The sequence below is a fragment of the Acetobacter lovaniensis genome (assembly GCF_014207635.1).
In the GTDB taxonomy this organism is placed as follows: Bacteria; Pseudomonadota; Alphaproteobacteria; order Acetobacterales; family Acetobacteraceae; genus Acetobacter; species Acetobacter lovaniensis.
Window position 1 is genome coordinate 559003 of record NZ_JACHIE010000001.1, and the last position, 25838, is coordinate 584840.

Genomic DNA, 25838 nt, shown 5'->3' on the forward strand with positions numbered 1-25838 from the left:
GTAATTGGCCTTGTACATGAGGGCGAACACGCCGTGATGCAAGTTTTTCCTTTTTAACCCCGCGCAAACGCCCTGTTCAGCTATTTCCGGGGGCATACGGTTCTATAAATCCGTAGGTTGGGTAAACCGTCTTGCCATAGGCATGCGTGGGGGACCACCACACGCGCACACGTGTCCAGTCATTGCGGGGAGATACGTCCTGTACCGGGGCGTGGCGTGTGACCTCACCCGGCTCCCAGTTGGCGTGGTCCACCAGTACCAGACGGCTGCTCCGCACCTCCCTGACCACCGACACATGACCCGAAGGCAGCCTGCGGGTGGAGCGGAACACAAGCACATCCCCCGCTCTGGGGCTGGAGGCGCGCACGTACTGCCCCCGCGCCTCCCACCACCATGTTGCGGCATCTCCGCGCAGGTTGATGTCCGAATGTTCCCGCGCATAGGGCGCACACTGCACGGCTCCATGCCAGTTGCCGCCCCCCGCGCAGGCCGCCAGCAGCGGCAGCAGGGCAAGGCATGACCAGCCCGCCTTCACGACTCGGCCCTCAGGCGGTCCATCCACTCCTCCGCTTCCTCATGCTGCATTTCCAGCACACGCTGGGCCACATCGCGCGCAAAACCTGCCCGGGCGAGCACACCCAGCGCCCTGTTCCGCCGGGCCGTGCCTGTGGCGTCGTCCTCATCTTCCGTGGCGGGTTCGGTGGCAAAGGGGCCAAGCCTGCGCTTGCGCGACAGCACCAGTGCGGCACAGAGCTCCTGCTCGGCTGCACTCAGGGTGCCTACGGCCATATCCAGCGCTTCACCCCGCACCTGTGGCGCCACACCTTTTGCGGCCAGATGCGCCTGCACCGCACGGGCCGAACGCCCCGAGCGCACAAGCCTGCGCACGCGTGAGCGGGCAAACACCGCATCATCCACCGCACCAAGGCGCACCATATCCTCCACCACCGCGCTCACAACGGAGTGCAGCCCGGCGGCGTGTTCTGCCACGCTCTCCGCGCAGTCCCCTGCCCTCTGGGCTTTTTGTGCCCAGCGGGCAACGCGGCGCAGCAGAACCTGCTCCAGCCCCTGCCGGGTCGTGCCAAACCGGGCCAGATGCGCCAAGGCGGCCTCCCGCAGAGTAGAACGCTGCGGAGGTGGGCAGGTAAAGGAAGGAGGCACGGTCTTGTCCATTACGGAAGATAGTATGCCCATGTCGCACCTTTGCGCCACTACGCGCTCGCGCTTAAATTGCCATGCTGCATACTTGACATGCAAAGTATTCAATACAGAAGTTTGACACCCGCAACATGAACACGGCATTATGCCGCCATGCGCAACGGGCCGCCCGCTCCACCCTTGTACGGTAGCGGGCGTTTTCTGTTTTGCGCTGTTCCAGATTCCCTCATTCAGGTTTGATAACCACCAACGTAAAGACCGGATTCCATGATTCCTCCCCTGATGCCGACCTATAAGCGTGCCGACCTCGCCTTTGAGCGGGGCGAAGGCTCCTGGCTGTACGCATCGGACGGGCGACGATTCCTGGACTTTGCGGCGGGCATTGCCACCTGCTCCATTGGTCACGCGCACCCACATCTGGTGGAAACCATAAGCCAGCAGGCCGGGCGGGTTATGCATGTGTCCAACCTGTTCCGCATTCCGCAGGCGGAAAAACTGGCCGAACGGCTTGTGGCCAACACGTTTGCCGATAGCGTGTTCTTCTGCAATTCCGGCGCGGAAGCCAACGAAGGCATGGTCAAGATGGCCCGCCGCGCCCAGATGCTGGCAGGCCACCCCGAGCGGACCCAGATCATCTGCATGGATGGTGCATTCCATGGCCGGACACTGGCCATGCTCTCCGCCACCGGCAACCCGAAATATCTGGAAGGGTTTGGCACGCCGGTCACTGACTTTGTGCATGTGCCCTTTAATGACCTCGAAGCCGTAAAGGCCGCCATTACCCCGCGCACCGCAGCGGTTATGCTGGAGCCCATTCAGGGGGAAAGCGGCATCAAGCGTGCCAGCGTGGAATATCTGCGTGCCCTGCGCGCCCTGTGCGACCAGACAGGCGTGCTGCTTGCCCTTGATGAGGTGCAAAGTGGTGTTGGCCGTACAGGCCGCCTGTTTGCCCACCAGTGGGCCGGTATTACGCCCGATGTCATGAGCACGGCCAAGGGGCTTGGCGGGGGTTTTCCCATCGGGGCCATTCTGGCGACCGAGACTGTGGCCAAAGCCATGACCGCAGGCACACACGGCACCACCTTTGGCGGCAACCCGCTGGCCTGCGCTGCCGCCAACGCGGTGCTGGACGTGCTGCTCGCCCCCGGCTTTATGGATCAGGTCTGTGCCCGTGCCGCCCTGCTGGACGAACTGCTGGACAGTCTGGTGGCCGATGCGCCCGACGTGTTTGAACAGCGCCGTGGCCTTGGCCTGCTGATTGGCCTGCGCTGCGTACCCGCAGTGGGCGATGTTCAGGCTGCTGCCCAGAATGCGGGGCTCCTGTGCGTCACAGCAGGAGACAACGTCCTGCGCCTTGTGCCGCCCCTGACCGTAACGGAAGAAGACTGCCGCAAGGCCGTAGCCATGCTGGTGCAGGCCGTAACAACGCTGCGCGCCCATCCTGATAACAAAAACAAGACAGTTCTGGAGACAACCCCATGAGTGCGGCTCTTTCCACCTCCTCCATTACGCCGGTACAGACGGGGCTCCGCCACTTCCTCGACCTCAGGGATCTGGACGGGGCAACCCTGCGCCAGATTCTGGACGTTGCCAGCAGCATGAAGCGGATGCAGCAGAACCGCCGCTTCCCGCTCCACCCCCGCCAGCCTCTGGCGGGGCGGCAGCTTGGGCTGATCCTCTCCAAGCCTTCCACCCGTACCCGTGTCTCCTTTGAAGTGGGCATGCGCCAGCTTGGGGGGGATGCCGTTGTGCTCAGCCCGCAGGACATGCAGATCGGGCGGGGGGAAACACTGGCCGATACAGCCCGCGTGCTCTCCCGCTTTGTGGATGCCATTGTGCTGCGGACGGGCAACACCACAAACCTGCACGAACTGGCACGCTGGAGCACAAGCCCGGTCATTAACGGGCTGACCCCGCACTCCCACCCTGTGCAGATTCTGGCCGACATCATGACCTTTGAGGAACATCGCGGCCCCGTGCGTGGCCGCACGTTTGCCTGGACGGGAGACGGCAACAACGTTCTGGTCTCCCTGATCGAAGGGGCCGTGCGCTTTGGCTTCAAACTCCGGGCAGCAACTCCTGCCAAAATGAAGCCCCCGCAGGCCGTGCTGGACTGGGCCCGGCAGGAAGGCGGCGATGTGGAATGGATGGAAGACCCCCGCGCTGCGGTGGAAAAGGCAGACTGCATTGTAACAGATACGTGGGTCAGCATGTCCGACTCGCACGAGGAAGCGGCTTCCCGCATGGCGCGGCTTGAACCTTACCGCGTGGATGCAAAATTGATGGCGCTGGCAGCCTCCGACGCCCTGTTCATGCACTGCCTGCCTGCCCATATTGGGGAGGAAGTGACGCAGGATGTGTTTGAAGGCCCGCATTCCGTTGTGTTTGACGAGGCCGAAAACCGCCTGCACGCCCAGAAGGGCATTCTGGCATGGACAATGGGGGGGGCGAACTGGACCTCCTTTGGCAAGGAATAAGCAGATGTGCGATACGGAAAAACCCGTAACCCCCACAACAACGGAAGAAACCCCCTCCGTTCCCGGCTGGGTTGAACCGGCGCTGGACGCCATTCTGGCCACCCTTCCCTTTGCTGCGGACAAGCTGGCCCCTTTGCGCGCGTCGTATCTGGACTGTCTGGCCGGGTGTGGCCGCGCGGGGGATCTGGATATGGAGCACGACGCATGCCGCAAGGGCTTCCTGCGCGCCTTGGTTGACACGCTGGGTCTGGCTCCCGATGCGACCCGCACGCTTGAACAGCAGCTTGAAAAACTCGAACTGGATATTTCCGCTCAGGTCTGAGCCGCCCCTATGCTCCCTGCCGCAGGCCCCACCCTGCGGCAGGGAGAGGCAGGACCTTGATGTTTATGTTGGCAGGATAGAACGTTTTTATGGAAAAACCGGCTTTTCTCGACCGTGACCGCCCCGATGTGCCCGGTCTGGTGGTTCCGGGCGGTGTAACGCCCTTCTATCTGGCAGGCCGTCCGGTCCGTGGGCGGCTGATCCGCCTTGGCGTGCTGGCCGACGCCATGCTGACCCGCCATGACAACCCCGATCAGGTTACCGCCCTTGCGGGCAAGGCGCTGGCTCTGGTGGCGGCACTGGCCTCCGCCCTTAAGTTTCAGGGATCATTCTCCCTCCAGATCAAGGGCGATGGCCCGGTTTCCATGCTGGTGGCAGACTGCACGCATGATGGCGCCCTGCGCTTTTATGCCCGCCCGGATGAAGATGTACTGAACGCCCTGCTGGCCCGGAACCCCACCCCCACGGACAGGGAACTGCTGGGGAATGGCTACCTTGCCCTGACTGTTGACCAGGGGGCGGACATGGAGCGCCATCAAGGTATTGTGGAAATTGCGGGTGATGACCTGTCCGCCATGGCCACCCATTACTTTGCCACCAGCGAGCAACATGCCTGCTGGATCATGCTGGCGTGCAAAATGACCGATGCGGGCTGGCGTTCTGGCGCGCTCGTGCTTGAACGCATTGCGGGGGAAGGAGGCACAGCCGAAGCCGAACTGACCACGCCTGACGGCACAACCCGTGGCGACACGGCATGGGAGACAGCGACCATTCTGGCAACCACGCTCAGTGTGGGCGAACTGCTTGATGACACTCTGCCCGCCCCCCAGCTTCTGCACCGCCTGTTCCATGAAGAAGATCTGCGTGTCAGCCACTCCCGCGCTCTGGCGTTTGGCTGCCGCTGCTCGCGCGCACGGCTGGTGGAGGTGCTCCAGCACTTCCCTGAAGATGATCTGGACCACATGTGCGTGAACAATGACACCATCGTTATGACCTGTGAGTTCTGTAACAAGGATTTTCATTTTCCACGCAGGGACATCGCCTCCGCTACAAGCTGAGCGCCCTGCCCGTAACGCACGGTTGACGCAGCCCCATGCCGGGGCCCGCGTTGGCTTATTTCAGTCGGCTGTTCAAGAGGTTGTGCATGATGCCGTTCCCCCGTATGCGCCTTTCCCATCTGGTTGCCGCTTTTGTTCTGCCAGCAGCACTTGCCGGGTGTGCGGACCAGCCCAAGCCAACCCGGTTTGCGCCGCTGAGCTATGAGTATCTGGGCCAGATTCACCTGAACGTGGCCACGCTGGATGTGGTGGACAATTCCGTAGCCAACCCCGAGCCGGGGGATATCGGTTACAAATCCCCCTCTCCGCCCGACCACACGCTACGGCAGATGGCGGCAGACCGGCTGATCGCAACGGGTAATGCGACAGCTACCAGCACCGCCCATTTTGTTATTGACCGTGCATTTATCCTGCACCAGCCCGGCGGCACGCTGGACGGGCAGATGGATATTCATCTGGACATCCTCAACCCCGAAGGCAGGCGCGTGGCCACCGCCTCCGCACAGGCGACCCAGACCCTCCACCCCGATCCTTCGCAGACTGTGGAAAGCCCGGCCAACCTGTACGAAATTACAAAAGCCATGATGCAGACCATCAATGTCGAATTCGAGTACCAGATCCGGCGTTCCCTGAACAAATGGCTGGTGGATGCAGGGGGCACCCCCATGAACAACGCCATCCAGACCCAGCCCCTGACTGGCGCACCCGATGCCACGGCCCCTGCGGCCGCTTCCCCTGAAGCACTCTCTCCTGCCGTACCCTCCCCTGCGGCAGGCACAATGTCTGACACCAGAAGCCTGACCGAACTGCCATCCGCAGGGGCCACCTCTGCAAATACGGGTGTGGACGCCGCCAGCACAGGCACCTCATCCAGCGCGGCAGCACCCGCCATGCCAGCGCCCACACAGGCAGCGCCACAGGAGAGTGAACCCAGCGTCATCTTCCCCGCAGGCGTGGATGACACTCCGGCTCCGGCCAAAACCCTTTCCCCTAAAGCGGGTTTTCTAACCCTGCCCGCCAGCAAAAAAACACGCTAACTCCGGCTCCACCGGCATCTGGCCTGCCCCCATGCACCGCAGAGGTCATGGGGGATGTGAGCAACCGTGCAGCCAGCCCGCCAGAGCAACATAAAAGGCGGCACGATGCCCCAGACCTTTTTTTCCGACCCTGATGACATTGCAAACGGACTGCCGGTCAAGGAGATTCTCCCCCAGCTCCGCGCGGTTCTGGCGGCAGAGCCCACAGCCGAGCGCCCTGCCAGCGCCATTGTGGTGGCACCTCCGGGGGCTGGCAAAACCACGTCCATTCCCCCCGTGCTGGCCGCCAGCGCGTGGCGGGGCGAGAGCGGACGGATTATCATGCTCGAACCCCGCAGGCTGGCCGCCCGCGCCGCCGCCCAGCGCATTGCCAGCCTTATGGGGGAGGAGGCAGGCGGGTTTGTAGGCTACCGCACCCGCATAGACAGTGCCGTTTCTGCCCGCACCCGGATTGAGGTGCTGACCGAAGGACTGTTCCTGCGCCGCCTGCTGGGAGACCCCATGCTGGAGGATGTCGCCTGCGTTATTCTGGACGAGGTGCATGAACGTTCCCTGGAGGCGGATCTCGCCCTTGCGTTCTGTCTGGACCTGCAACGTACCTTGCGGCCCGACCTGCGGCTTGTTGCCATGTCCGCCACCGCCGAAACCGAACGGCTGGCCAGCCTGATGAACGCCCCCGTGCTGACCAGCGAGGGCCGCATGTTCGCGCTGGAAGTCCACCATGCCAAAACGGACATTCCCACCCTGCGCGACATAGCCCCCGCCACGGCTGCGGGCATACGGCAGGCGCTAGCGGAAACCACGGGGGATATTCTGGCCTTTTTGCCCGGCACGGGGGAAATCCGGCGCACGGCCCAGTTGCTGGACGGCATCAGTGCGACTGTCCTGCCCCTGCATGGAGAGTTGCACCCCGCAGAACAGGCCCGTGTGCTGCGCCCGGCCGATAACGGGGAGCGCCGCGTTATTTTGGCCACATCCATTGCGGAAACATCGCTGACCGTACCGGGTGTACGTGTGGTGGTGGATTGCGGTTACCGCCGCGCGCCACGGTTTGATGCCGGGGCCGGGCTTTCCCGTCTGGATACACTGCGTATTTCCCGGGCAGCGGCACGCCAGCGGGCAGGCCGCGCGGGGCGTGAGGCACCGGGCACGGCCTATTGCCTGTGGAGCGCCAGCACACAGCGCGCCATGCCCCAGCATGACCGCCCCGAAATTCTGGAAGCTGATCTGGCAGATTATGTTCTGGCCACAGCCCTGTGGGCTGATACGGTTGGAACAAGTGAGCCGTTACCCCTGCCCGACCAGCCCCCCGGCAGCGCAGTTGCCGCCGCGCGGGAGCTGCTGGAACATCTGGGAGCGCTGGATCAGGCAGGGCATATTACCTTGCTTGGCAAACGCATGGCCCAGCTTGGCACACACCCGCGCCTTGCCGCCATGCTTTTGGCGGCGCGCACGGGGGAGGAGGCCGCCATGGCAGCCGACCTTGCCGCCCTGCTTGAAGAGCGCGACCCCCTGCGCCCACGCCATGCAGCACACGGCAAGCCTCCCATAACACCCCCTGCCGATATCGGGTTAAGGCTGGACCTGATCGCAGGCGAAGACCACCCTGATGCGGACCGCGCCGCCCTGAGCCGCATACGGCTAGCGGCAAAGCGGTTCCGCTCCCGGCTGCATGTTCCCCAGCACCTGCCTGCACAGGGCAACCCCGCCGCCCTGCTGGCAGCCGGGTTCCCAGATCGGATTGCCCTGTGCCGGGGCGAACCGGGCAGCTACCGGCTGGCCAATGGCAGCAATGCGCGCCTCAGGCGTGATGATGGGCTAAGCCCCCACCGCCTGCTGGCCGTGGCCGGGCTGCACCTGCGCACCGCAGCCGAAATACGGCTGGCAGCACCGCTGGACCTGAACGACCTGCCCCCCTCCCTGCTGGCGCGTACGCAAGAACAGGTTGAAACCACGCTCGACCCCGTATCTGGCAATATTCTGGCCCGCAGGCGCACGCGCATTGGCTGCCTTGTGCTCAAGGACAGAACCGAAAAAGTCAAGCCGGAGGAAGCCGCAACCCTTCTGCTGGTCCATGTACGCGATAACCTGGAAAACGCCCTGAACTGGACAGAAACCGTCAGGCAGTTGCAGGCCCGTGTTGCTCTGGCCCGGAGTGTGCACACCACGCCTGAATCCGCTGGCGGCACGCAGGAGGAAGAACCGGTCTGGCCTGATTTTTCCTCCCCCGCTCTGGCGCAGACTGTGACGGACTGGCTGGCCCCTTATATGGAGGGCCGCAACTCCGTTGCCGCCATGAAGGAACTGGATGTGCCCACCCTGCTGCGCAACCTGCTGACATACACCCAGTCCCAGTGGCTGGAGCGGGAACTGCCAACCCATCTGCCCTTCCCCGGTGGACGGGCAGAGGTGGATTACACCCAGCCCGTACCCGTGGCCTCGGCCCGTGCGCAGGTTTTTTATGGCACGGAGCAGACACCCCTCCTGGCAGGCGGGCGGGTACCCCTGCGGCTGGCTCTGCTGTCCCCCGCCGGGCGGCCACAGGCCATTACGGCGGACCTTGGCGGGTTCTGGCAGGGCGGATGGGCGGATATGCGCAGGGACATGCGCGGCCGCTACCCGCGCCACGACTGGCCCGAAAACCCGGCCCTTGCCCCGGCAAAACCACGCCCGCGCCCAAGCTGAAGCAAAATTTGCAGAACAGCACGAGGCAGCAAGGGTTACATGCACCTGTCCTCAAGCTCTTCGAGCTTGTGCAGCGTATGTGCATCCTTCAGGTCTTCCAGAATATCCTTCAGGGTCGGCAGGAAATTATGCAAAACCCGCAGATCGTCCAGCCCCTGCGCATGGGCTATGCTGCGCTGTTTGAGAAAGTAATCCCAGAACGGGCTGCTCCTTGTCTCAAAATGTATTTGCAGCAGGCCAAACACCTCGGCGGTCCTGCTTTCCCACTCCACATTCCTGAAACTCACGTAACGGTCAAACTCTTCGGCCATGTCTCTCCCCCCATATCTGCCAGACCGGAAAGGGAAGTGTGAAACACCACGCAGGCGCTGTCTGTCAGATGCCCGACATAAAACGCTTTCAGGTGTTCCTTATGCCATCTCCGCTGGCCCAGTTTTCAAGCAGGGAGACATCCTTCAGCCGCAGATAACCCCGGCGTTCGCGCGCAAATGCGCCCTCGCGGATCATGGCATTGAATTCGGTGGAAACAGTCTGCCGGGTTGTACCCAGTAGCGCCGCCATTTCCTCCATACCCAATGCAAGCGGCACCATCTGGCCCGGTTGCAATGCAATACCGGCCTGAGCCGCGCTGCGGACAACATAGCGGGCAATCCGCCCTCTGGCATGATGGAAGGCAAGGTCTTCCAGCAAGGTCATGGTCTGGCCCAGCACTTTTGCCAGACCACGAACAAGAGCCTGCTGGAATGCAGGGTGGACCGCCAGCACCTGCTCCACGGCGGTCCGTTGGGCAATAAAAAGTCTGGTGGGTTCACTCGCCTGCATGTGCAACCGTGTATGGGTGCTGAACATGTCGCCCGGCCGCAGATAGGCAAGACTCAACTCCCGATCAAACGCCAGCCAGAACGCACGCAGGCATCCGGTTTTGATAATAAGAATATAATCCGCATCATCCGGGTGCGTGAGCAGTTGCCCGCGCTCGAACGCCATCTTCTGGAACACCCCGCGCGGCAGGTGTGACCCTTCTGTTTCCAGCAGTGCCAAAATAGAGGAGTGAGCAGGACTGTGTGGTGGCATCATTCAGACCCATGTCGCAAAGACCATGCCACATCCCCGGCCCACTCTCCCATGAACATGCCACAACCGGAGAAAGGGCGTGTTCAACCCGCCTTTGCGCCCCACAACATGAAAAAGAAGAGGAAAACAGGGTTCGACCCAGCAGCATGGTTGCGCAACCGCGCCAAACATGGCCTAAAGTTCATATGCTTGGCTCCAAGGCACCGCACCTTATGAACAGACTGTTGCAAGGCCTGCCCTGTGTGGCCGTGATCTACCTGTGCTGCACATCCCCCCTGTGCGCTGGAGACGCGTGGGCTGGCACGCTGCCATCTTTTGCGCCCGCAACACCCCTTGTGACCTCTGGCCCGGTCAGCTTTGCCCCACTTGTGCGCAAGGTTGTGCCCGCAGTGGTCAATATTGCCGTCACACGCGATGATTCTGCCGCAGACAGCCACCACAAGCTGCCTTCCTCCGTCAAGGGCACGCCACTGGAGCGGCGTTACCGCGAACGCATGCGCCACCATGGGGATGAACTACTGGAGGCCGGGTCCGGCTTCTTGATCGACCCCAGCGGTTTTATCGTAACCAACGGCCATGTGGTGGAAGATGCGGACACCATTACCGTCTCACTCGTCAGTGGCAAGGAGTTTACCGCAACGCTGGTGGGCATGGACCCGCTGACGGATATTGCCGTTATCAAGATTACCAGCGCCGAGGCCCTGCCCTATGTGGAATGGGGGGATAGCCGACAGGTACAGGTAGGAGACTGGATTATGGCGGCGGGCAACCCGTTTGGTCTGGGGTCCTCCGTAACGGCTGGCATAGTCTCCGCCCGCGGGCGCGATATAGGCAGCAGCCCGTTTGATGACTTTTTACAGCTTGATGCGCCCATAAACCCCGGCAATTCCGGCGGCCCGACCTTTAACCTTGCGGGGCAGGTTGTCGCACTCAACACCGCCATTGTTTCCCCCACCGGGGGGTCTGTGGGGCTCGGGTTTTCCATTCCGTCCGAAATTGTGATTCCCATTGTGGAAACCCTGCGCCAGACCGGGCACATAGACCGCGGCTGGCTGGGCGCAACGCTGGATGATGTTCTGACCCATAATGGCGCCAAGGTTACCGAGGTGGACCGCAACAGCCCCGCAGCGCATGGCGGGCTCCGCAAAGGCGATGTTATTACCATGCTCAACGGGGAGCATGTGGATACCGCCCGCGCCATGATCCGCGCCATTGCTGCCGCCAGACCGGGGAGCGAGGCCGCCTTGGCCATCATGCGCAATACCCGCCCGCAAACGCTGACCATCCATGTCGGCCTGCGCCCTTTGTCAGAGGATGGCGGGTTCCACTAGACCCGCAATCAGGCCGTGCAGCACAGGGTTGGGCATGATCGTCAGATCATGGCCAGTGGCTCCTTGCTGGCAGGGGGCGCAAAGGCGGCATCCAGTTCCGCCAGATCCTGCGGCTCCAGCCTGAGGTCCGCCACAGCCACATTCAGGCGCATATGCGCAGGGCTGCCTGCCTTGGGAATGGCGAGCACATTGGGCTGGCGCAGCACCCAGGCCAGTGCAACCTGCGCAGGCGTTGCCGCACCAAGTGATGTTGTATGCCGCGCCGCCACCCGCGCCAGCGCAGGATGGGCCAGCAGCGCACCCCCCTGCCCTATGGGGGAATAAGCCATGGTGACAACCTTGCGCTGCCTGTCCGCCTGTAGCAGGTCATACTCCACGCCCCGGTGTTCCAGACTGTACAGCACCTGATTGGCCGCGCACTCCCCGGGTCCGGAGCAGCCTTCAAGGTCGCGCATATCGTCGGTATCAAAGTTGGAAACGCCCCAGTAGCGGATCAGCCCTTCACGCTGGAGGGTGCGGAAGGCCTCCACGGTTTCGGCCAGTGGCACGCTGCCGCGCCAGTGCAGGAGGTACAGGTCCAGCCTGTCTGTGCCCAGATGTGTGAGCGAACGGCGGCAGCTTTGCGCAACCCCTTGGGCGGAAGCATTGCCCGGCAGCACCTTGCTGACCAGAAAAACCTGTTCACGCAAAGGGGCTATGGCCTCCCCCACCAGTTTTTCCGACCGGCCATTGCCATACATTTCCGCCGTATCCACAACCTGTATGCCCTGCTCCACCGCGTAACGCAGGCTTGCTATTTCCTCCTCCCGGCGGGCGGGGGTGTCGCCCATATTCCATGTTCCAACTCCCAATGCGGGCAGGGGTGTGCCATCTGGCAGGGTTATGGTTGGGACCATTGCGGGTTTCTCCTTGTATCCTCGGGCCATCAGGCAGCATAAAACAGCGCAGGACCATGCTGTTCCACCCCACGGCAAGACTGTTATAGTGGATATATGACCCAGATCGGCTTTTACCACCTGACCCGCACCAGCCTGACAGAAGCCTTGCCCATGCTGCTGACCCGCACGCTGGACAGTGGACAGAAAGCGGTTGTGTGGTGCACGGACAAACCCGCGCTGGATGAACTGGACAAAACGCTCTGGCAGATTGCCACCCCGCGCTGGCTGCCCCATGGCAGTGCGGGCATAGCCTGCCCCGACCTTCAACCCATATGGCTGAGCACTGGGGATGACTGCCCGAACGAGGCGCGTTTTCTGTTTTTAACGCAAAACCGGCACTGCGCGGACCCGGCCCGCTTTGAGCGGATATTCGACCTGTTTGACGGGCATGACGAAAGTGCCGTTACCGCCGCCCGCGCACGCTGGGCACAGGCCCACAAGGCAGGACATGACCTTGCATACTGGCGGCAGGAAGATAAGGGCTGGAAGCGCGCCCGCTAAAAACCCGCCTGCCCGTATAACCGGGCAGGCGGAAGCAGAAACTACTCAGCCCTGCTCAAACCCGTTACGCACAAAGCGGTCAAGCAGGCGTACACCAAAGCCGGTTGCCCCTTTGGGCTGACCGTTTTTGGCCTTGCTGGCCCAGGCAACCCCGGCAATATCCAGATGTGCCCAGGGGGTTTCACCCACAAAGCGCTTGAGGAACTGTGCTGCGGTAATGGAACCACCAGCCCGGCCACCGCTAATGTTCTGCATGTCCGCAATATCGGACTTCAGCAGGGCATCGTATTCCTTGCCCAAAGGCATGCGCCACAGCTTTTCACCCGTAAAGGCACCGGCATCAGCCAGCCCTACGGCCAGATCATCATCATTGGAGAACAGGCCCGCGTATTCGTGGCCAAGCCCCACAATGATCGCCCCGGTCAGGGTTGCAAGGTCTACCATCAGGCGCGGAGCAAACCGGTCCCGCGCGTACCACAGCACATCGGCCAGAACCAGACGGCCCTCGGCATCGGTGTTGAGCACCTCGATTGTCTGGCCAGAGGCGCTGCGCACCACATCCCCCGGGCGCTGGGCCGTGCCGGACACCATGTTTTCCACCAGCCCCACAACACCCACAGCATTAACCGGGGCCTTGCGCAGCGCAAGCGAGGCCATAAGCCCGGTTACCGTTGCGGCACCGGCCATATCCCACTTCATGTCTTCCATACCGGCGGCGGGCTTGATGGAAATACCACCCGAGTCAAAGGTCACGCCCTTGCCAATAAAGACTACGGGGGCGTCCCCTTCCTTGCCGCCATTCCAGCGCATGACCACTGTACGCGGCTCGTTAGCACTCCCCTGCGCCACACCCAGCAGGGCCCCAAAGCCCAGTTCGGTCATGGCGGCAACGTCAAGTACCTCTACCTCCAGCCCATGCGCACGCAGGGTTGTGGCGCGCTCGGCAAACTCGACCGGATTGAGCACATTGGCCGGTTCGCTCACCAGATCACGCGTCAGCACAACGCCACGGGCAACGGCCTGCAGGGACGGCCAGAGGTCCTCCGCCGCACCCACATGCGCGCCCAGCACGGACAGTTCGGCCAGCTGGTGTTTTTTGTCATCTTCTTTTTTGGTCTGGTAGAGACCAAAATGGTAGGCACCCAGCACGGCACCCAAAGCCACATGGGCCGCCAGTGCGCCAGAAAGGTCGCCTACAGCCACAGCCGCTTCTGGCGCACGCGCCAGCAGGGAGGCCGCAAGCCCGCCTGCTTTTTCCGCCCCCCATGCATCCACATCACCAGCCTTGCCAAGGCCGACCAGCACAATGCGTTCAAAACTGGCAGATGGCGCCAGCACAACACAGCTTGTGCCGTCCTTGCCCTTAAACCCCTCTGCCTTGGCCGCACGGCTGAGAGCGCCCTGCGTTGCGGCATCAAATGTCTGAAAAACAGTTGGGTATGCATCCCCTTCGGGCACCAGAATGGCCAGCGCGCCCGCCGTGGGCTCTATCTGGGTGGAAAACGAAATCTGTAGCATGATTTGACCAATCTCCCTGAAAACCACATCTATTCTGCCTAAGTCCCCCACCCTGTCTTGGCAATAGCCAGAGCCGCCCCCACGCCCCGATTGCACGATAAACACCAACACCACACCACAGGGCATGACGGCAGCCCCAAGCTGGCGTATGCTAGGCCCATGAGCACCCTTGCAGATACAGACCTGCTGGCCCTTGCCGCCAGACTGGCCAACGAAGCCGCCGAAATCATCCGCACCATTCGCGCGCGGGGGTTTGAGACCGTGACCAAAACCGACTCCTCCCCCGTAACGGAGGCGGACCACGCGGCAGAAGCCCATATTCTGCGCGGGCTGCGCGCGGCCACACCCGATATTCCCGTTATTGCGGAAGAAGAAGTTGCCGCAGGCCTGCAAGCCTACGCCACCCCGGCCTACTGGCTGGTGGACCCGCTGGACGGCACGCGGGAGTTTGCCGCCGGGCGGGACGATTTTACCGTCAATATCGGCCTTGTCCGCAATGGCCATGCCGCACTGGGGGCCATGGCCCTGCCAGCCTACCACCAGCTTTACACGGGGGGCGTGGGTCTGGGCGCGCACCGGCTGGACAAAAACGGGCTACAGGCCATTCATGTCCGCACGGCTCCTGCTGAGGGACTGAGCGTTCTGGCATCCCGCCATCATGCGGATGACACCCGTCTGGCCGAATATCTGAATGGCAAAAAAATTGCGCATCTGGGCAATATCGGATCAGCCGTAAAGTTTGCCCGCGTGGCGGAAGGGCTGGTTGATCTGTACCCCCGCCTCGGCCCCACCATGGAGTGGGACACAGCCGCCCCGCAGGCCATTGTGGAAGCCGCGGGTGGCCAGATTACGCTGCTGGATGGTTCCCCCCTCGTTTATGGCAAAACAGGCTGGAAAAACCCTCCCTTTGTCTGTACCGGAACGCTATAAACAGGGCAGGCCAACCGTGGCCCCTTTACGCAGGGGCCTCCTGTTGCCAAAACATTGCAGCCTCACTGATCGGCCTACGGATTGCGCCCTGTTGCCATGAGAACACCATGACCAGACGTCTGGATGCCACCCAAAGCGGCATTGCTACTGCTGCCAGCATTCTGCGGGCTGGCGGGCTTGTGGCCTTTGGCACGGAAACCGTTTACGGCCTTGGGGCAGATGCCAGCCAGCCACAGGCTGTCGCCCGGATTTTTGAAGCCAAGAACCGCCCGCGCTTTAACCCGCTGATCAGCCATTTTGCCAATGCACAGGCGGCGTTTACGCAGGTGGTGCCCAATGCCATGGCCCACAGGCTGGTACAGGCGTTCTGGCCGGGGCCACTTACGCTCATCCTCCCCCGCGCGCCGGGGGCAAGCATTAGCGATCTGGCGGCAGATGGCCTTGCCAGCCTTGCCGTGCGCGTACCCGCCAATGCCACAGCCCTTGCACTGCTGGAACAGGCGGGCCGCCCCATAGCCGCTCCTTCGGCCAACCGCTCCGGCCGTATCAGCCCCGTGGACGCGGCCCATGTGCTGGAGGAACTGGACGGCCGGATAGACGCCGTGCTGGACAGTGGCCCCTGCACCGTGGGGGTGGAAAGTACCGTGGTGGACCTGACAGACCCGGACACCCCCACCCTGCTGCGCCCTGGTGGTATAACGCTGGAAGAGCTTGTCGCCATCTGCCCGCACATAAGCCTGCCGCAAACCACGAGTGATGCAGCACCACATTCCCCCGGTCGCATGGTCTCGCATTACGCGCCACACCTGCCTGTGCGGCTGAACGCCTTGCAGGCCCGGCCGGACGAGGCCCTGCTGGCGTTTGGCGCCACCCGTCCCACCCTTGCCCCGCTGGTATGGAACCTGAGTAGCACTGGAAATCTGGAAGAAGCCGCAGCAAGGTTGTTTACCGGCCTGCGCACACTGGACCGCGAAGGGCAGACCCTTGGGTTGCGTCGCATTGCCGTGCAACCCATACCCCAGCACGGTCTGGGCCGTGCCATACAGGACCGCCTGAACCGCGCGGCAGCCCCCCGCCCGCAGGACGGAACAGAAGACATGGCACCATGACCGAGATTGATCCCAAGGAACTCAAAATCCTGTCGGACATTCTGGCGCTGGTGCTTGAAGATCACCCCGGCCAGTCGGACACGGCCCTGCAGGCCCTGCGCAACCGTGCCCGCAAGAACAGCACAACCGGGGGAGCGCTCAAAAACCTGTTCCAGACCATTGCGGTCAATCCATCCAAGGCCAAAAGCACAACCCGCCAGACTGGCGCGCGTGCCTCCGCCAGCAAGCCCAGAACAACGGACATGCCGGACCAGTACCGCGTACAGCTGCGCGAAATGGCCGACAGCATTACCCGGCTGGACCGCAACCTGCGCGTTGCCCACTCCCAGAACGAAACACTCAAATCCGAACTTTATCTGACCCAGAAATCCCGGGCGGAACTCCAGACCCATCTGGCGACACTTCAGGCCGCCAAACGTGCCCAGAAGCCGCTAACCATTGCCATTGGCCTGCTGGTTGGCATGCTGGTGGGGGTTGCGGGGTCGCAGGCCGTGCATGCCCTGTGGCCTGCGACACCACCTCCAGCCCATACCATGGCCGACAACACCCATTATCTTTACTGACGGGTCACCCACCCGCGCGTTCAATTTTGTCTTTTTGTGCTTTTGCAGGGAAAACCAGAGCCATGCCACAAACGTCCCTCCCCCCGTCCTTACATGATGCGCTGGTGCAGATCCTTGGCCCTTCGGGTGTTCTGACCAACCCTGCGGATACAGAGGCGTTCTGTGTGGACTGGCGCGCCCTCTACCACGGCCATTGTGCCGCAGTGCTACGCCCGGCCAACACGGAGGAGTGTGCAAAAGCCGTGGCCCTGTGCCACGCACACAACGTGCCCATGGTGCCTCAGGGGGGCAATACCAGCATGGTAGGGGGAGCCACGCCGGATTCGAGCGGGCGGGCCGTTGTCATTTCCACCACCCGCATGAACCAGATCCACACGATTGACCATGCGGACCTGACCATGACCGTGGATGCAGGGGTCACCCTTAAAGCGGCACAGGATGCGGCAAGTGCTCAGGGGCTATTGCTCCCGCTTTCCATCTCGTCCGAAGGATCGGCTGATATTGGCGGGATTCTGGCCACCAATGCAGGCGGCAACAACACGGTGCGCTACGGCAATGCCCGCGAACTGGCTCTGGGACTACAGGCCGTGCTGCCCGATGGCAATGTGCTCAACCTGATGCGCAAGCTCCGCAAGGACAACACAGGGTATGCCCTGCGCCAGCTTCTGGTTGGCTCGGAAGGCACTCTGGGCATTATTACGCAGGCGGTCATCCAGCTTCAGCCTGCCCCGCGCTCGCGCGAGACGGCACTTTGCGCGGTGGAAAACCCGCAGGGGGCACTCAACCTGTTTGCGGCCTTCCGCAAGCAGGACCCCTCCGCCATTCATGCGTTCGAGTTCATGTCCGGCACGTCCATGGCGCTGGTCAATGGGCTGATTGATGGTGCCACCCTGCCGCTGGAAGCCCCGGCCCCGGCCTATGTGCTGGTGGAACTGGCCAGCCCCCGCGCCGATGACAGCCTGCGCAGCCTGATGGAAGATGTACTGGGAAGCGCACTGGAAGACGGGCTGGTAACCGACGCCGTTCTGGCCGAAAGCGAAAGCCAGCGCCAGAGCCTGTGGATGATCCGCGAAGAACATGCCGAGGCACAAAAACGCGCAGGGGCGTCGGTCAAGAACGATGTCTCCGTACCACTGGCAGCCATACCGGAGTTTATTGAAGCGGCCACCAAAGCCTGCGAAGCCCTTATTCCGGGTATTCGGGTTGCGCCCTTTGGCCATATTGGCGACGGCAACATCCACTTTAATCTGGTGCAGCCTGAAGGTGCGGACCCCGCAGCATTTCTGGCGCAGGACCACGCCATGATGGATACGGTGGCCGAAATCGTGCGCAAACTGGGCGGGTCTTTCTCGGCCGAGCATGGGGTCGGCCAGCTTAAAACCTACATGATGCCATCCTGGCGTGGGGGTGCGGAACTGCAAGCCATGCGCCGGATCAAAGCGGCACTGGACCCGCAGGACCTTATGAACCCCGGCAAGGTTTTACCCCCCGCTCAGGCATAATCCGTTACAGGACCGGGTGCATGGCAACCCGCGCCTCCGGTCCATCCCGGCACGGGCCTGCGGCCCACGCAGGCATAAACACTGCCCCCGCACGGAATAAGGGCTTTATTGCCCCCGTGAAGAAAAAGACAGTGTTGGATACCAAAAGCACAGTATTTGTAAAATAAAAGCGGGTAGAACAATCAGGCCGGGGTCAAACCCCACCATGAGCATTGCAAGGCCCGTGAGTATAGGGGCCGCAGCCCGTTCAACTCTGGCCCCCTGCGGTGTATTGCACGCCAGAACGGAGCATACGCCCCCCACACCCAGCGCCACGGCAGCCATAACCGCATAAAGCGGATGGCTTGTGGCCTGCGGCACCAGACCGTCATGCACACTGGAAAGGGAGGACAGATCAGATGACCAGCCCGCCAGCCCGAACAGGAAGCTGAATGGCAGCACCAGCACACCAAACACATCACGCAGCAGGCCGACAAACCCCATGACAACAGGGGGAAGCACAACACACGCCACCCCCAGAGCCACGTCCAGAACCAGAAGGGCCAGAGTAGGGGTGGCCGTATTATTTTTCATACCGGGAAACCCTCTGACGCAAGGTCAGGGATTAATCCTTCCACCACTTGACGGGCTGGGGCTCTTCCACATTCGCCTCAGCGTCAACCTGCTCAGGTTCCTTGCGAGGGCGGCCACGCGGCTTGGCGTCCAGTTGCCGACGCAGGGCGGCTATTTCGGCCTCCTGCTCTTCTATCTGGCGGCGACCGGCACGAATTTCGCGCCCGGCAAGAGCCAGTTCGGCTTCCCGTTCGGCCAGTTTGTTTTTCTGTTCGGCAATCAGGGCATCAGCATGGCCGATGCGTGTCGTCAGCCCACGCTGGACAGCCTGCATGTCCGCCAACTGACGGTCATTTTCTTCCGCCCGCAGCTTTTCTTCCGCCAACTGGCGACGCAGACGGGACAGTTCGCTGTTGTCTTCTTCATTAAAATGCACGGCGCGGGAGGTGCCTGCAATCCGTGGTGCGGCAACCGTACGCGGCGTTGTGCGCGCAAGGGAGTGTTTTTCCACCTGCACCTCACCATCGCGCACAAAGCGGCGGCGCTTGTTGTTGGCATTCTCGACGGCAGGACGGGTTTGCGGAGCAGCGGGAGAGCGGGGACGGGCGGAATGTCCAATACGTTCAAGCGCATTGCGCATGGACGCTTCTTCAAGCCCTTCCTCATGATCCCTGTCCACTACGGGGGCAGAGAGAAAAGATGATGTATTCATGAATTCAGATGTCACGTTTCAGATATATTATGGACTGTATTAAAAGCTGCCAGAAAACCAATTATGTTTTTATGGCGTCCGCACAGGACAGATGCAGAGCATCTATGGTCATAGCCGGACGGTATAATAAAAACAGAGATATGGCCGCAGCACCGGCAGCAGGGTATTTTGCACACTGCCATACAGGCAACGTCTGCTGTGGTCCTCCATAACATATCCCCCCTCTTTTTCCAAGAGGTTGTACCGCAGAGCACTATTTTTCGCCTTTTGGCACGGGTTGCCACACAATATCCGTCTGTCCGTCATGGTTGAAGTGACGGGCCAGCACAAAAAAGTAATCGGATAATCTGTTCAGTATTTTCAGCAAAACCGGGTTCACCTTTTCTACCCGCGCCAGAGCCACCATGCGGCGTTCGGCCCTGCGTACCTGTGTACGGGTCATGTGCGCCATTGCCGCTGGCACGGAACCACCGGGCAGCACAAACCCGTCAAGCGGAGACTGGCGCACCCTTAGCTCCTCTATCCTGCGCTCCAGCACCAGCAGGGCAGCCTCTTCCACACGACGGGCGCGCGCGGCCATGGGGCCATCTTCAGGCAGGCAGATATCGGCTCCCATATCAAACAGCAGATTCTGCACTTCTGTCAGTTGCCGGGCAACGCTGCCATCTGCCGGAATATGCGCCTGCACCAGACCAACCATGGCATTGACCTCATCCAGCGCACCCAGAACTTCAATACGGACTTCATCCTTGGCAACGCGTGACCCGTCACCCAGCGATGTCTGCCCGCCATCTCCGCCACGGGTTACAATTTTATCAATCCGTATGCTCATATTCCGGGCTCCTGATGCTGACCTTATATTCCTGTATTCGTACAAATCGCACCACCTTACCCGGCATTGCAAAGACTAAAACCGGGAACAGGCCATGCAGTCCTATTCCCGTTTGCCACAGACGCGCCTATACAGCTTCAATGATGTTGACCGGACCTTTCATGACACGTCTATGGCGGATCTGTGGAGCACTCCTTGTTGCCACAGGGACTATTATGGGCGCTTTGACCGCACACCTGCCCGATGCGCATTTTGCCGAAGGTGGGCGGGTCATGGCGCGCAGCGCCATGGATATGCAGATGTGGCAGGGCATTGCCCTGCTGGTTCTGGGGCTTGGGCTGGCTGAACGCACCAACCGTCTCTTCATCGCGGGGGGTAGCGGGGTACTGGTGGGTACGCTCCTGTTCTGTGCCGGTGTGTACAACACGGCCTTTACCGGCCACCATGGCAGCCATATTGCCCCTATTGGCGGCAGTATTCTCATTCTTTCCTGGCTGGTGCTGGCCGCAGGCTGGGTCCGCCGGTCATGAGCACCTCCATACAGGGCGCATGGCTGGCAGCGGACGGGCTTAAACACGTTTTGCAAGAGGACCTGCTGCTCCGTGGAGTGGAGGTTGTGGCATGGCATGGCATGCTTGCCCTTTCCACCCACAAAGCACTCTACTCCCCCTGGGCGCTGGATATATGGACTGACCCGCAACGCGCCAGCATTACCTCCATCCGCAATGCGTCAGACACACTGCGCGCCATCCAGCGCAACTGGAGCCTGTATGCGGTGGACAACTTCCGACGCTCCGGGCTGATTGTGCAAAAACTGCCCCCGGTCAAAGCCGCGGCTCTGGTTTTCCCCACCCCCGCACCGACCAGCCCGCTTGGGGCATGGACCTTGCTGGACACCTCCTCCTTGCTGTTTTCGGCCACAAAAACCAGCCCCTTTGTCAATGGCGCACCGGAGTTTGTGGAAAACCGGACAGACCCACCCTCCCGCGCCTACCTAAAGCTCTGGGAGGCCTGCACCCGGCTGGGCCGCTGGCCCGCTGCGGGTGAGCGGTGTTATGATCTGGGCGCTACACCGGGTGGGTGGACATGGGCACTGGCAAGCCTTGGCGCAGAGGTAACCGCGTTTGACCGCGCACCGCTTGCCCCATCGGTTGAGGCCATGCCGGGCGTAAGCTTCCAGCAGGCCAGCGCATTTGGGCTGGACCCAAAACAGCTCCCCGCCACGGACTGGGTTTTTTCCGACATTATTGCCTACCCCCAGCGCCTGCTGCGCCTGACCCGAGCATGGATTGATTCGGGGCAGACCAAGAACATTGTGCTGACAGTCAAGTTTCAGGGTGAAACAGACCACGAAACCGTGGCCGCCTTTGAGGCCATACCCGGCGGGGCACTCGCCCATCTGGCGCATAACAAGCACGAACTGACATTCTTCTGGTCACAGGAGGCAGCCGACAAAGGCGTATCCCCCCTCCCCACCACCATAGCCTGAACGTGTACAGGCATGGGGTGGCCGTAACGCCCAGCCCATGCTGCCACATGCCTAGCGGCTAGCCCGCCTGCGGCGGAGCAGGCGCTCAGCGCCATGCACCAGCAGCACGGCAAGCACAAAACACAGCACGATCATGACAACCGCAACTGTCTGCTGGGCCTGCGCCTGACCGTTGGAGGCCAGAAAACGCAGAATATCCCCCCCGGTGTGTCCGCCGGTCATGGCATCAAACCGGGGCAGAACACTCAATACCCAGCGCAGCAGAAAAACCAGAAGGGCCGTCAACCCGATTGTGGCCCCTGTCTTGATTACGGTCAGCCGGATACTGCCTTCATCCTGCGCCATAAGGTTACAGGCGGTCTGCGGGCTGGTGGTTCATATGCGCCTGATGCTCCTCCACCGAAGCTTTCAGCCCCGGCACGTCCTGCGCCACCAGCGTATCCACGTAGGTGTTGTTCTTCCACACCCAGCGGTCCGAGCCATCGACCAGAATATCGCGCAGGCCCCCATGCGTTGTGGGCAGCAGTTCAATAGGCCCGCTTACGGAATCCAGCACCTTGGTCCAAGTACCGTTGCGTTTGACATACACATCTGTCGAGCATCCGGCGGACCCGCACAGGCTGGCTGCCTGCACCTGCACAAACAGCGCCATATTCGCACCGTTGGCAGACAGGGGGGCAGACCCCACGAGCACAAGCGGTTTGTCATTATGGCGGGCGGCGGCGGCAAGATCATCCGCGTTCAGCTCACGCGCGGCACTGTCCAGTACGCTGCCACGCTGGTCAGTCAGGGCCACGGGATCGGTTTTACCATGGGTGAATGCGCCTTGCCGGGCAGGCTTTGCGCCCAGCACCTGTGCTGCGCCAAAAACACCGCACGGCAGGGCAGACAACCCTGCCAACACACAATACAACCCTACACGATGCCTCAAGCGCACATTCCTTGTTTTTCCAGACCAGAATAGTCCCTTTGTGGAGTAGAGCCCAAGCATGCCCGAGCAGACAAGCCAAAATACCACGCCAGAACAGCCCCGGCATCCAAAGCCCGGCCTCTACCGCCATTATAAGGGAGGATTGTACACGCTTCTATGCGTAGGCCGCCACAGTGAGACGGAAGAATGGCTGGTCACTTACCGGTGCGATTCACAGGGAACCTACTGGGTGCGCCCGCTGGACATGTGGCTCCAGACAGTTCAGGGCGTGCCCCGTTTTGCATTGATCGGGGATAAGCCAGAGCAAACCCGTGGCGCGTAAGGGCACCCCCTCACACGCCACGGACCGAATGCCCTAACCCGCCTGCCCGGCAACCTGAGCAATAATTTCTTCCACAATATCCGGATCGGACAGGGTGGAAAGGTCGCCCAGATTGCTCAGATCGTGCGAAGCGATCTTGCGCAGCAGGCGACGGACAATTTTGCCAGAGCGGGTTTTGGGCAGGTCCCGCACAACGTAAATCTGCTCCGGCACAGCATAACGGCCAACCCCATCGGCAATGGCGCGGCGTACGGCGGCGGGGTCCAGCGTCCCTTCAGTGCGGGGCACAACAAACACCACCAGCCCCTGCCCCTTCAAATCATGGGGTACGCCAACGGCGGCACTTTCCACCACCTCGGCATCGGTTGCCACGGCATCTTCAATTTCCGCCGTGCCAATCCGGTGGCCAGAGACATTGACCACATCATCCACGCGGCCCGTGATCCAGAAATATCCGTCTGCCTCACGCCGCGCACCATCGCCCGAAAAGTAGCGCCCCGGACAGGTGGTAAAATAGGTCTGGCGGAAACGCTCATGGTCCCGCCACAGGGTCATGGCCTGACCGGGCCATGAGCGGGCCATGCACAAAAGGCCATCCCCCGCCCCTTCAACCTCCGTCTGGGTCTGTGCATCCACCAGTACGGCGTTTACACCCGGCAACGGCAGCCCTGCGGCCCCCGGTCGGCCCGGCACCTGCCCGGCACTGGAAGTCAGCATGACGCCCCCGGTTTCGGTCTGCCACCATGTGTCCACCACGGGGCAGCACGCTTTGCCGACCTCATCATGGAACCATTGCCACGCCTCGGGGCTGATCGGCTCACCCACCGTACCCAGCACACGCAGGCTGGACAGGGAGCGGCTACGCACCACATCCGCATCCTCGCGCATGACAGCACGCACCACGGTGGGAGATGTGTAAAAGACGCTCACATTGTTGCGGTCGATCACATCCCACCACTGGCCCGGCTGCGGCCATGAGGGCAGGCCCTCATAAATCAGGATTGTCGCGCCGTTACACAGCGGGCCGTAAACAACATAGGTGTGCCCGGTAATCCAGCTTGTATCTGCCGTGCACCAGAAGACATCGTTCGGCTGGGCGGCAAAAACCACCTCATGCGTATAGGACGCCCAGACCAGATACCCTCCCGTGCCATGCACAACCCCCTTGGGCCGCCCCGTGCTGCCAGAAGTGTACATGAGAAAGAGCGGGTCACACGCATCCATGACCTCGGGCGGGCAATCCGGGATTTCCATCGCCACTTCCGCAGCATAAGACAGATCCCGGCCGGGCTGCATGGGCACTTCCGTACCCGTAACAGGCACCACCAGCACATGGCGCACGGTGCAGGCCGCACCGCAGGCCAGCAGGGCCTCGTCCATGGTCACCTTGCTGGGGATGGACTTGGCCCCACGCCGCGCCACATCCGCGGTAATCACCACAGCAGCGCCGCTATCCATAAGCCGCTCGGCCAGCCCTTCGGCCGAAAAACCGCCAAACAGCACTACATGGATTGCACCAATGCGCGCACAGGCCAGCATGGACACCACGCCCTCGGCCACCATGGGCAGGTGAATGGCAACACGGTCGCCCTTGCCAACGCCCAGCCTGCGCAGCGTATTGGCAAGGCGGCAGACCTGCGCATGCAGTTCGCGGTAGGTCAGGACCAGTTTCTGCCCGTCCTCCTGCCCTTCCCAGATCAGGGCGGCCTTGTCGGGCTGGGTCAGAACGTGGCGGTCAAGGCAGTTTTCGGCCACGTTAAGCTGGCCATCACCGTACCAGTCTATGCGCACATCGCCGTTAAAGTCGGAACGGGAGGCGTGAGAAGGCGCTTTATGCCAGACCAGTCTGCGCGCCTGCGATAGCCAGAAAGCCTCTGGATCGCGTTGCGCACGCTGCACTTGACCAAGGTAGCGATCAGAGACGCCTGTCTCCGTCGTGCAGGGAATATTTTCTTCCACTCGGACTGGTCCTTTCATTTACGTTCTTATTTTGCACCCGAACCAGATGGTCTTTGACCATATCACGCCGTCAGAGAAAAGACATGCACACCCCTACAGGCACATTAAAGTGACCGGGCAGGCATAAAAAAAGGCTGGCCACAGCAGTGACCAGCCTTTTTTGTTATGCCGTTTTTATTCCACACCTTCATTCCGGTTGGCGCGGAACAAGGGCCTGACCCTGTTATTACAGAGCAGCCTTGGCGCGTTCCAGAACGGCCTTGCAGGTCTTCTGGCGCAGCGGCAGGGTTGCCATTGCCACGGTGTAGGTATGGTCGTTCAGGCGGATCTGGCCTGCGGAGCCGATCGCATAGAACATGTTGCCATCCGCGCCATCGGACACGGCACTGGTCTTCTTGTTGTATTCAAGCAGCGTGCGGAAGGCATCGTCATAATCCGGCACGTATTCGTTCTGGACGCAGTAGTTCAGCAGACCTGCGTTTTCCTTCGGGTCAATGGAGGCCACATAACCCGATGGGTCCACGGTTGAGAGGAGAGACGTATCCCCCCCGCGGATGACCGGCATGGTGAGGGTCTTATCCTCTGCATGAGCAAGTACTGGCACGGATGCCAGCACGGACGTGGTAAGGGCTAGCGCCGACAAGGCACGCACGGCAAACAGTTTCATTCAGAATCTCCCAAACGGAATATGCGCCAAACTGCCCCGTAACCCCCGCAAAGATCAAGCAGCCCCCGCGCGCACAAAAAACATGGCAGCCCACAGTCCCGTCCATGTGGAGCAGCGCCATGCCTGTCATAACAGCAACGGTGCCCTGCTGCGCCACCATGCCGCTGGCCC

Annotated in this window: 28 protein-coding genes; 15 read left to right on the top strand and 13 right to left on the bottom strand. The window is 61.7% G+C overall.

The features are described from left to right. Window positions 1–76: 76 nt before the first annotated feature. Window positions 77–535: a CHAP domain-containing protein gene (locus HNR55_RS02545; RefSeq protein ID WP_166111274.1), complete on the bottom strand. Its 459-nt coding sequence runs from the start codon at window positions 533–535 to the stop codon at window positions 77–79. Further along, complete coding sequence (locus HNR55_RS02550) at window positions 532–1194, bottom strand: regulatory protein RecX (RefSeq protein ID WP_373318127.1); 663 nt, start codon at window positions 1192–1194, stop codon at window positions 532–534. Before HNR55_RS02550 ends, HNR55_RS02545 begins: the two co-directional genes overlap by 4 nt. Window positions 1195–1425: 231 nt before the next feature. On the opposite strand from HNR55_RS02550, the gene HNR55_RS02555 reads away from it, so the two are divergent. From HNR55_RS02555 to hrpB, 6 genes are all read left to right on the top strand, one after another. Next, complete coding sequence (locus HNR55_RS02555) at window positions 1426–2640, top strand: aspartate aminotransferase family protein (protein WP_166110854.1); 1215 nt, start codon at window positions 1426–1428, stop codon at window positions 2638–2640. Beyond that, window positions 2637–3635: an ornithine carbamoyltransferase gene (gene argF / locus HNR55_RS02560; protein ID WP_166110857.1), complete on the top strand. Its 999-nt coding sequence runs from the start codon at window positions 2637–2639 to the stop codon at window positions 3633–3635. Before HNR55_RS02555 ends, argF begins: the two co-directional genes overlap by 4 nt. Window positions 3636–3639: 4 nt before the next feature. Further along, window positions 3640–3957 carry a hypothetical protein gene (locus HNR55_RS02565; RefSeq protein WP_166110860.1) on the top strand — a complete coding sequence of 106 codons (318 nt, stop codon included), beginning with the start codon at window positions 3640–3642 and terminating at the stop codon, window positions 3955–3957. A gap of 89 nt (window positions 3958–4046) precedes the next feature. Next, window positions 4047–5015 carry an Hsp33 family molecular chaperone HslO gene (hslO, locus tag HNR55_RS02570; RefSeq protein ID WP_166110863.1) on the top strand — a complete coding sequence of 323 codons (969 nt, stop codon included), beginning with the start codon at window positions 4047–4049 and terminating at the stop codon, window positions 5013–5015. Between the two features lie 86 nt (window positions 5016–5101). After that, window positions 5102–6052 carry a hypothetical protein gene (locus tag HNR55_RS02575; protein WP_166110866.1) on the top strand — a complete coding sequence of 317 codons (951 nt, stop codon included), beginning with the start codon at window positions 5102–5104 and terminating at the stop codon, window positions 6050–6052. Between the two features lie 105 nt (window positions 6053–6157). After that, complete coding sequence (gene hrpB / locus HNR55_RS02580; protein WP_166110869.1) at window positions 6158–8737, top strand: ATP-dependent helicase HrpB; 2580 nt, start codon at window positions 6158–6160, stop codon at window positions 8735–8737. 35 nt (window positions 8738–8772) lie between these two features. On the opposite strand, the gene cowN is transcribed toward hrpB, so the two are convergent. Together cowN and HNR55_RS02590 are read right to left on the bottom strand one after the other, a co-directional pair. Then, the gene (cowN, locus tag HNR55_RS02585) at window positions 8773–9048 is read right to left on the bottom strand and encodes a N(2)-fixation sustaining protein CowN (RefSeq protein ID WP_166110872.1); all 276 of its coding nucleotides are present in this window, start codon (window positions 9046–9048) and stop codon (window positions 8773–8775) included. 88 nt (window positions 9049–9136) lie between these two features. Next, complete coding sequence (locus HNR55_RS02590; protein ID WP_242005386.1) at window positions 9137–9814, bottom strand: Crp/Fnr family transcriptional regulator; 678 nt, start codon at window positions 9812–9814, stop codon at window positions 9137–9139. A gap of 209 nt (window positions 9815–10023) precedes the next feature. On the opposite strand from HNR55_RS02590, the gene HNR55_RS02595 reads away from it, so the two are divergent. Then, complete coding sequence (locus HNR55_RS02595; protein ID WP_166110875.1) at window positions 10024–11142, top strand: S1C family serine protease; 1119 nt, start codon at window positions 10024–10026, stop codon at window positions 11140–11142. Between the two features lie 41 nt (window positions 11143–11183). Here the strand turns inward: HNR55_RS02595 and HNR55_RS02600 are convergent, their stop codons facing one another. Next, window positions 11184–12038, bottom strand: a complete 855-nt coding sequence (locus tag HNR55_RS02600; RefSeq protein ID WP_166110878.1) for an aldo/keto reductase — start codon at window positions 12036–12038, stop codon at window positions 11184–11186. Between the two features lie 96 nt (window positions 12039–12134). On the opposite strand from HNR55_RS02600, the gene HNR55_RS02605 reads away from it, so the two are divergent. Beyond that, window positions 12135–12581, top strand: a complete 447-nt coding sequence (locus tag HNR55_RS02605) for a DNA polymerase III subunit chi (RefSeq protein WP_086645253.1) — start codon at window positions 12135–12137, stop codon at window positions 12579–12581. 45 nt (window positions 12582–12626) lie between these two features. Here the strand turns inward: HNR55_RS02605 and HNR55_RS02610 are convergent, their stop codons facing one another. Then, the gene (locus HNR55_RS02610; RefSeq protein ID WP_166110881.1) at window positions 12627–14099 is read right to left on the bottom strand and encodes a leucyl aminopeptidase; all 1473 of its coding nucleotides are present in this window, start codon (window positions 14097–14099) and stop codon (window positions 12627–12629) included. Window positions 14100–14258: 159 nt separating this feature from the next. Here HNR55_RS02610 and cysQ point away from each other — a divergent pair, with 159 nt between their 5' ends. The 4 genes from cysQ (at window position 14259) to HNR55_RS02630 (ending at window position 18203) form a co-directional block, all read left to right on the top strand. Then, window positions 14259–15029, top strand: a complete 771-nt coding sequence (cysQ, locus tag HNR55_RS02615; RefSeq protein ID WP_166110884.1) for a 3'(2'),5'-bisphosphate nucleotidase CysQ — start codon at window positions 14259–14261, stop codon at window positions 15027–15029. A gap of 107 nt (window positions 15030–15136) precedes the next feature. Continuing rightward, window positions 15137–16138: an L-threonylcarbamoyladenylate synthase gene (locus HNR55_RS02620; RefSeq protein WP_166110887.1), complete on the top strand. Its 1002-nt coding sequence runs from the start codon at window positions 15137–15139 to the stop codon at window positions 16136–16138. Beyond that, entirely contained in the window at window positions 16135–16701 is a 567-nt protein-coding gene (locus HNR55_RS02625; RefSeq protein ID WP_166110890.1) for a hypothetical protein, read from the top strand. The genes HNR55_RS02620 and HNR55_RS02625 overlap by 4 nt, the downstream gene beginning before the upstream one ends. Before the next feature lie 62 nt (window positions 16702–16763). Next, on the top strand, window positions 16764–18203 hold the full coding sequence (locus HNR55_RS02630; protein WP_166110893.1) for an FAD-binding oxidoreductase: 1440 nt from the start codon (window positions 16764–16766) through the stop codon (window positions 18201–18203). Window positions 18204–18308: 105 nt separating this feature from the next. Here the strand turns inward: HNR55_RS02630 and HNR55_RS02635 are convergent, their stop codons facing one another. The 3 genes from HNR55_RS02635 to HNR55_RS02645 form a co-directional block, all read right to left on the bottom strand. Next, complete coding sequence (locus tag HNR55_RS02635) at window positions 18309–18776, bottom strand: hypothetical protein (RefSeq protein WP_166110896.1); 468 nt, start codon at window positions 18774–18776, stop codon at window positions 18309–18311. A 31-nt stretch (window positions 18777–18807) separates the two neighbouring features. Continuing rightward, window positions 18808–19467: a coiled-coil domain-containing protein gene (locus HNR55_RS02640; protein ID WP_166110899.1), complete on the bottom strand. Its 660-nt coding sequence runs from the start codon at window positions 19465–19467 to the stop codon at window positions 18808–18810. 253 nt (window positions 19468–19720) lie between these two features. After that, window positions 19721–20299, bottom strand: a complete 579-nt coding sequence (locus tag HNR55_RS02645) for a cob(I)yrinic acid a,c-diamide adenosyltransferase (protein WP_166110902.1) — start codon at window positions 20297–20299, stop codon at window positions 19721–19723. 161 nt (window positions 20300–20460) lie between these two features. On the opposite strand from HNR55_RS02645, the gene HNR55_RS02650 reads away from it, so the two are divergent. Together HNR55_RS02650 and HNR55_RS02655 are read left to right on the top strand one after the other, a co-directional pair. Beyond that, window positions 20461–20829 carry a DUF423 domain-containing protein gene (locus tag HNR55_RS02650; RefSeq protein ID WP_166110905.1) on the top strand — a complete coding sequence of 123 codons (369 nt, stop codon included), beginning with the start codon at window positions 20461–20463 and terminating at the stop codon, window positions 20827–20829. Then, window positions 20826–21788: an SAM-dependent methyltransferase gene (locus HNR55_RS02655; protein ID WP_166110908.1), complete on the top strand. Its 963-nt coding sequence runs from the start codon at window positions 20826–20828 to the stop codon at window positions 21786–21788. Before HNR55_RS02650 ends, HNR55_RS02655 begins: the two co-directional genes overlap by 4 nt. Before the next feature lie 51 nt (window positions 21789–21839). Here HNR55_RS02655 and HNR55_RS02660 read toward each other — a convergent pair whose 3' ends face one another. Together HNR55_RS02660 and HNR55_RS02665 are read right to left on the bottom strand one after the other, a co-directional pair. Next, the gene (locus HNR55_RS02660; protein WP_166110911.1) at window positions 21840–22133 is read right to left on the bottom strand and encodes a hypothetical protein; all 294 of its coding nucleotides are present in this window, start codon (window positions 22131–22133) and stop codon (window positions 21840–21842) included. 4 nt (window positions 22134–22137) lie between these two features. Next, window positions 22138–22641, bottom strand: a complete 504-nt coding sequence (locus HNR55_RS02665) for a hypothetical protein (protein WP_253545047.1) — start codon at window positions 22639–22641, stop codon at window positions 22138–22140. Between the two features lie 136 nt (window positions 22642–22777). Here HNR55_RS02665 and HNR55_RS02670 point away from each other — a divergent pair, with 136 nt between their 5' ends. Next, window positions 22778–23041 (top strand): DUF1653 domain-containing protein, encoded by a 264-nt coding sequence (locus tag HNR55_RS02670; RefSeq protein ID WP_166110917.1) that lies wholly within the window; start codon window positions 22778–22780, stop codon window positions 23039–23041. A 33-nt stretch (window positions 23042–23074) separates the two neighbouring features. Here the strand turns inward: HNR55_RS02670 and acs are convergent, their stop codons facing one another. Continuing rightward, entirely contained in the window at window positions 23075–25018 is a 1944-nt protein-coding gene (gene acs / locus HNR55_RS02675; RefSeq protein ID WP_166110920.1) for an acetate--CoA ligase, read from the bottom strand. A 208-nt stretch (window positions 25019–25226) separates the two neighbouring features. Beyond that, on the bottom strand, window positions 25227–25667 hold the full coding sequence (locus HNR55_RS02680; RefSeq protein ID WP_166110923.1) for a DUF2501 domain-containing protein: 441 nt from the start codon (window positions 25665–25667) through the stop codon (window positions 25227–25229). Between the last annotated feature and the right edge of the window lie 171 nt (window positions 25668–25838).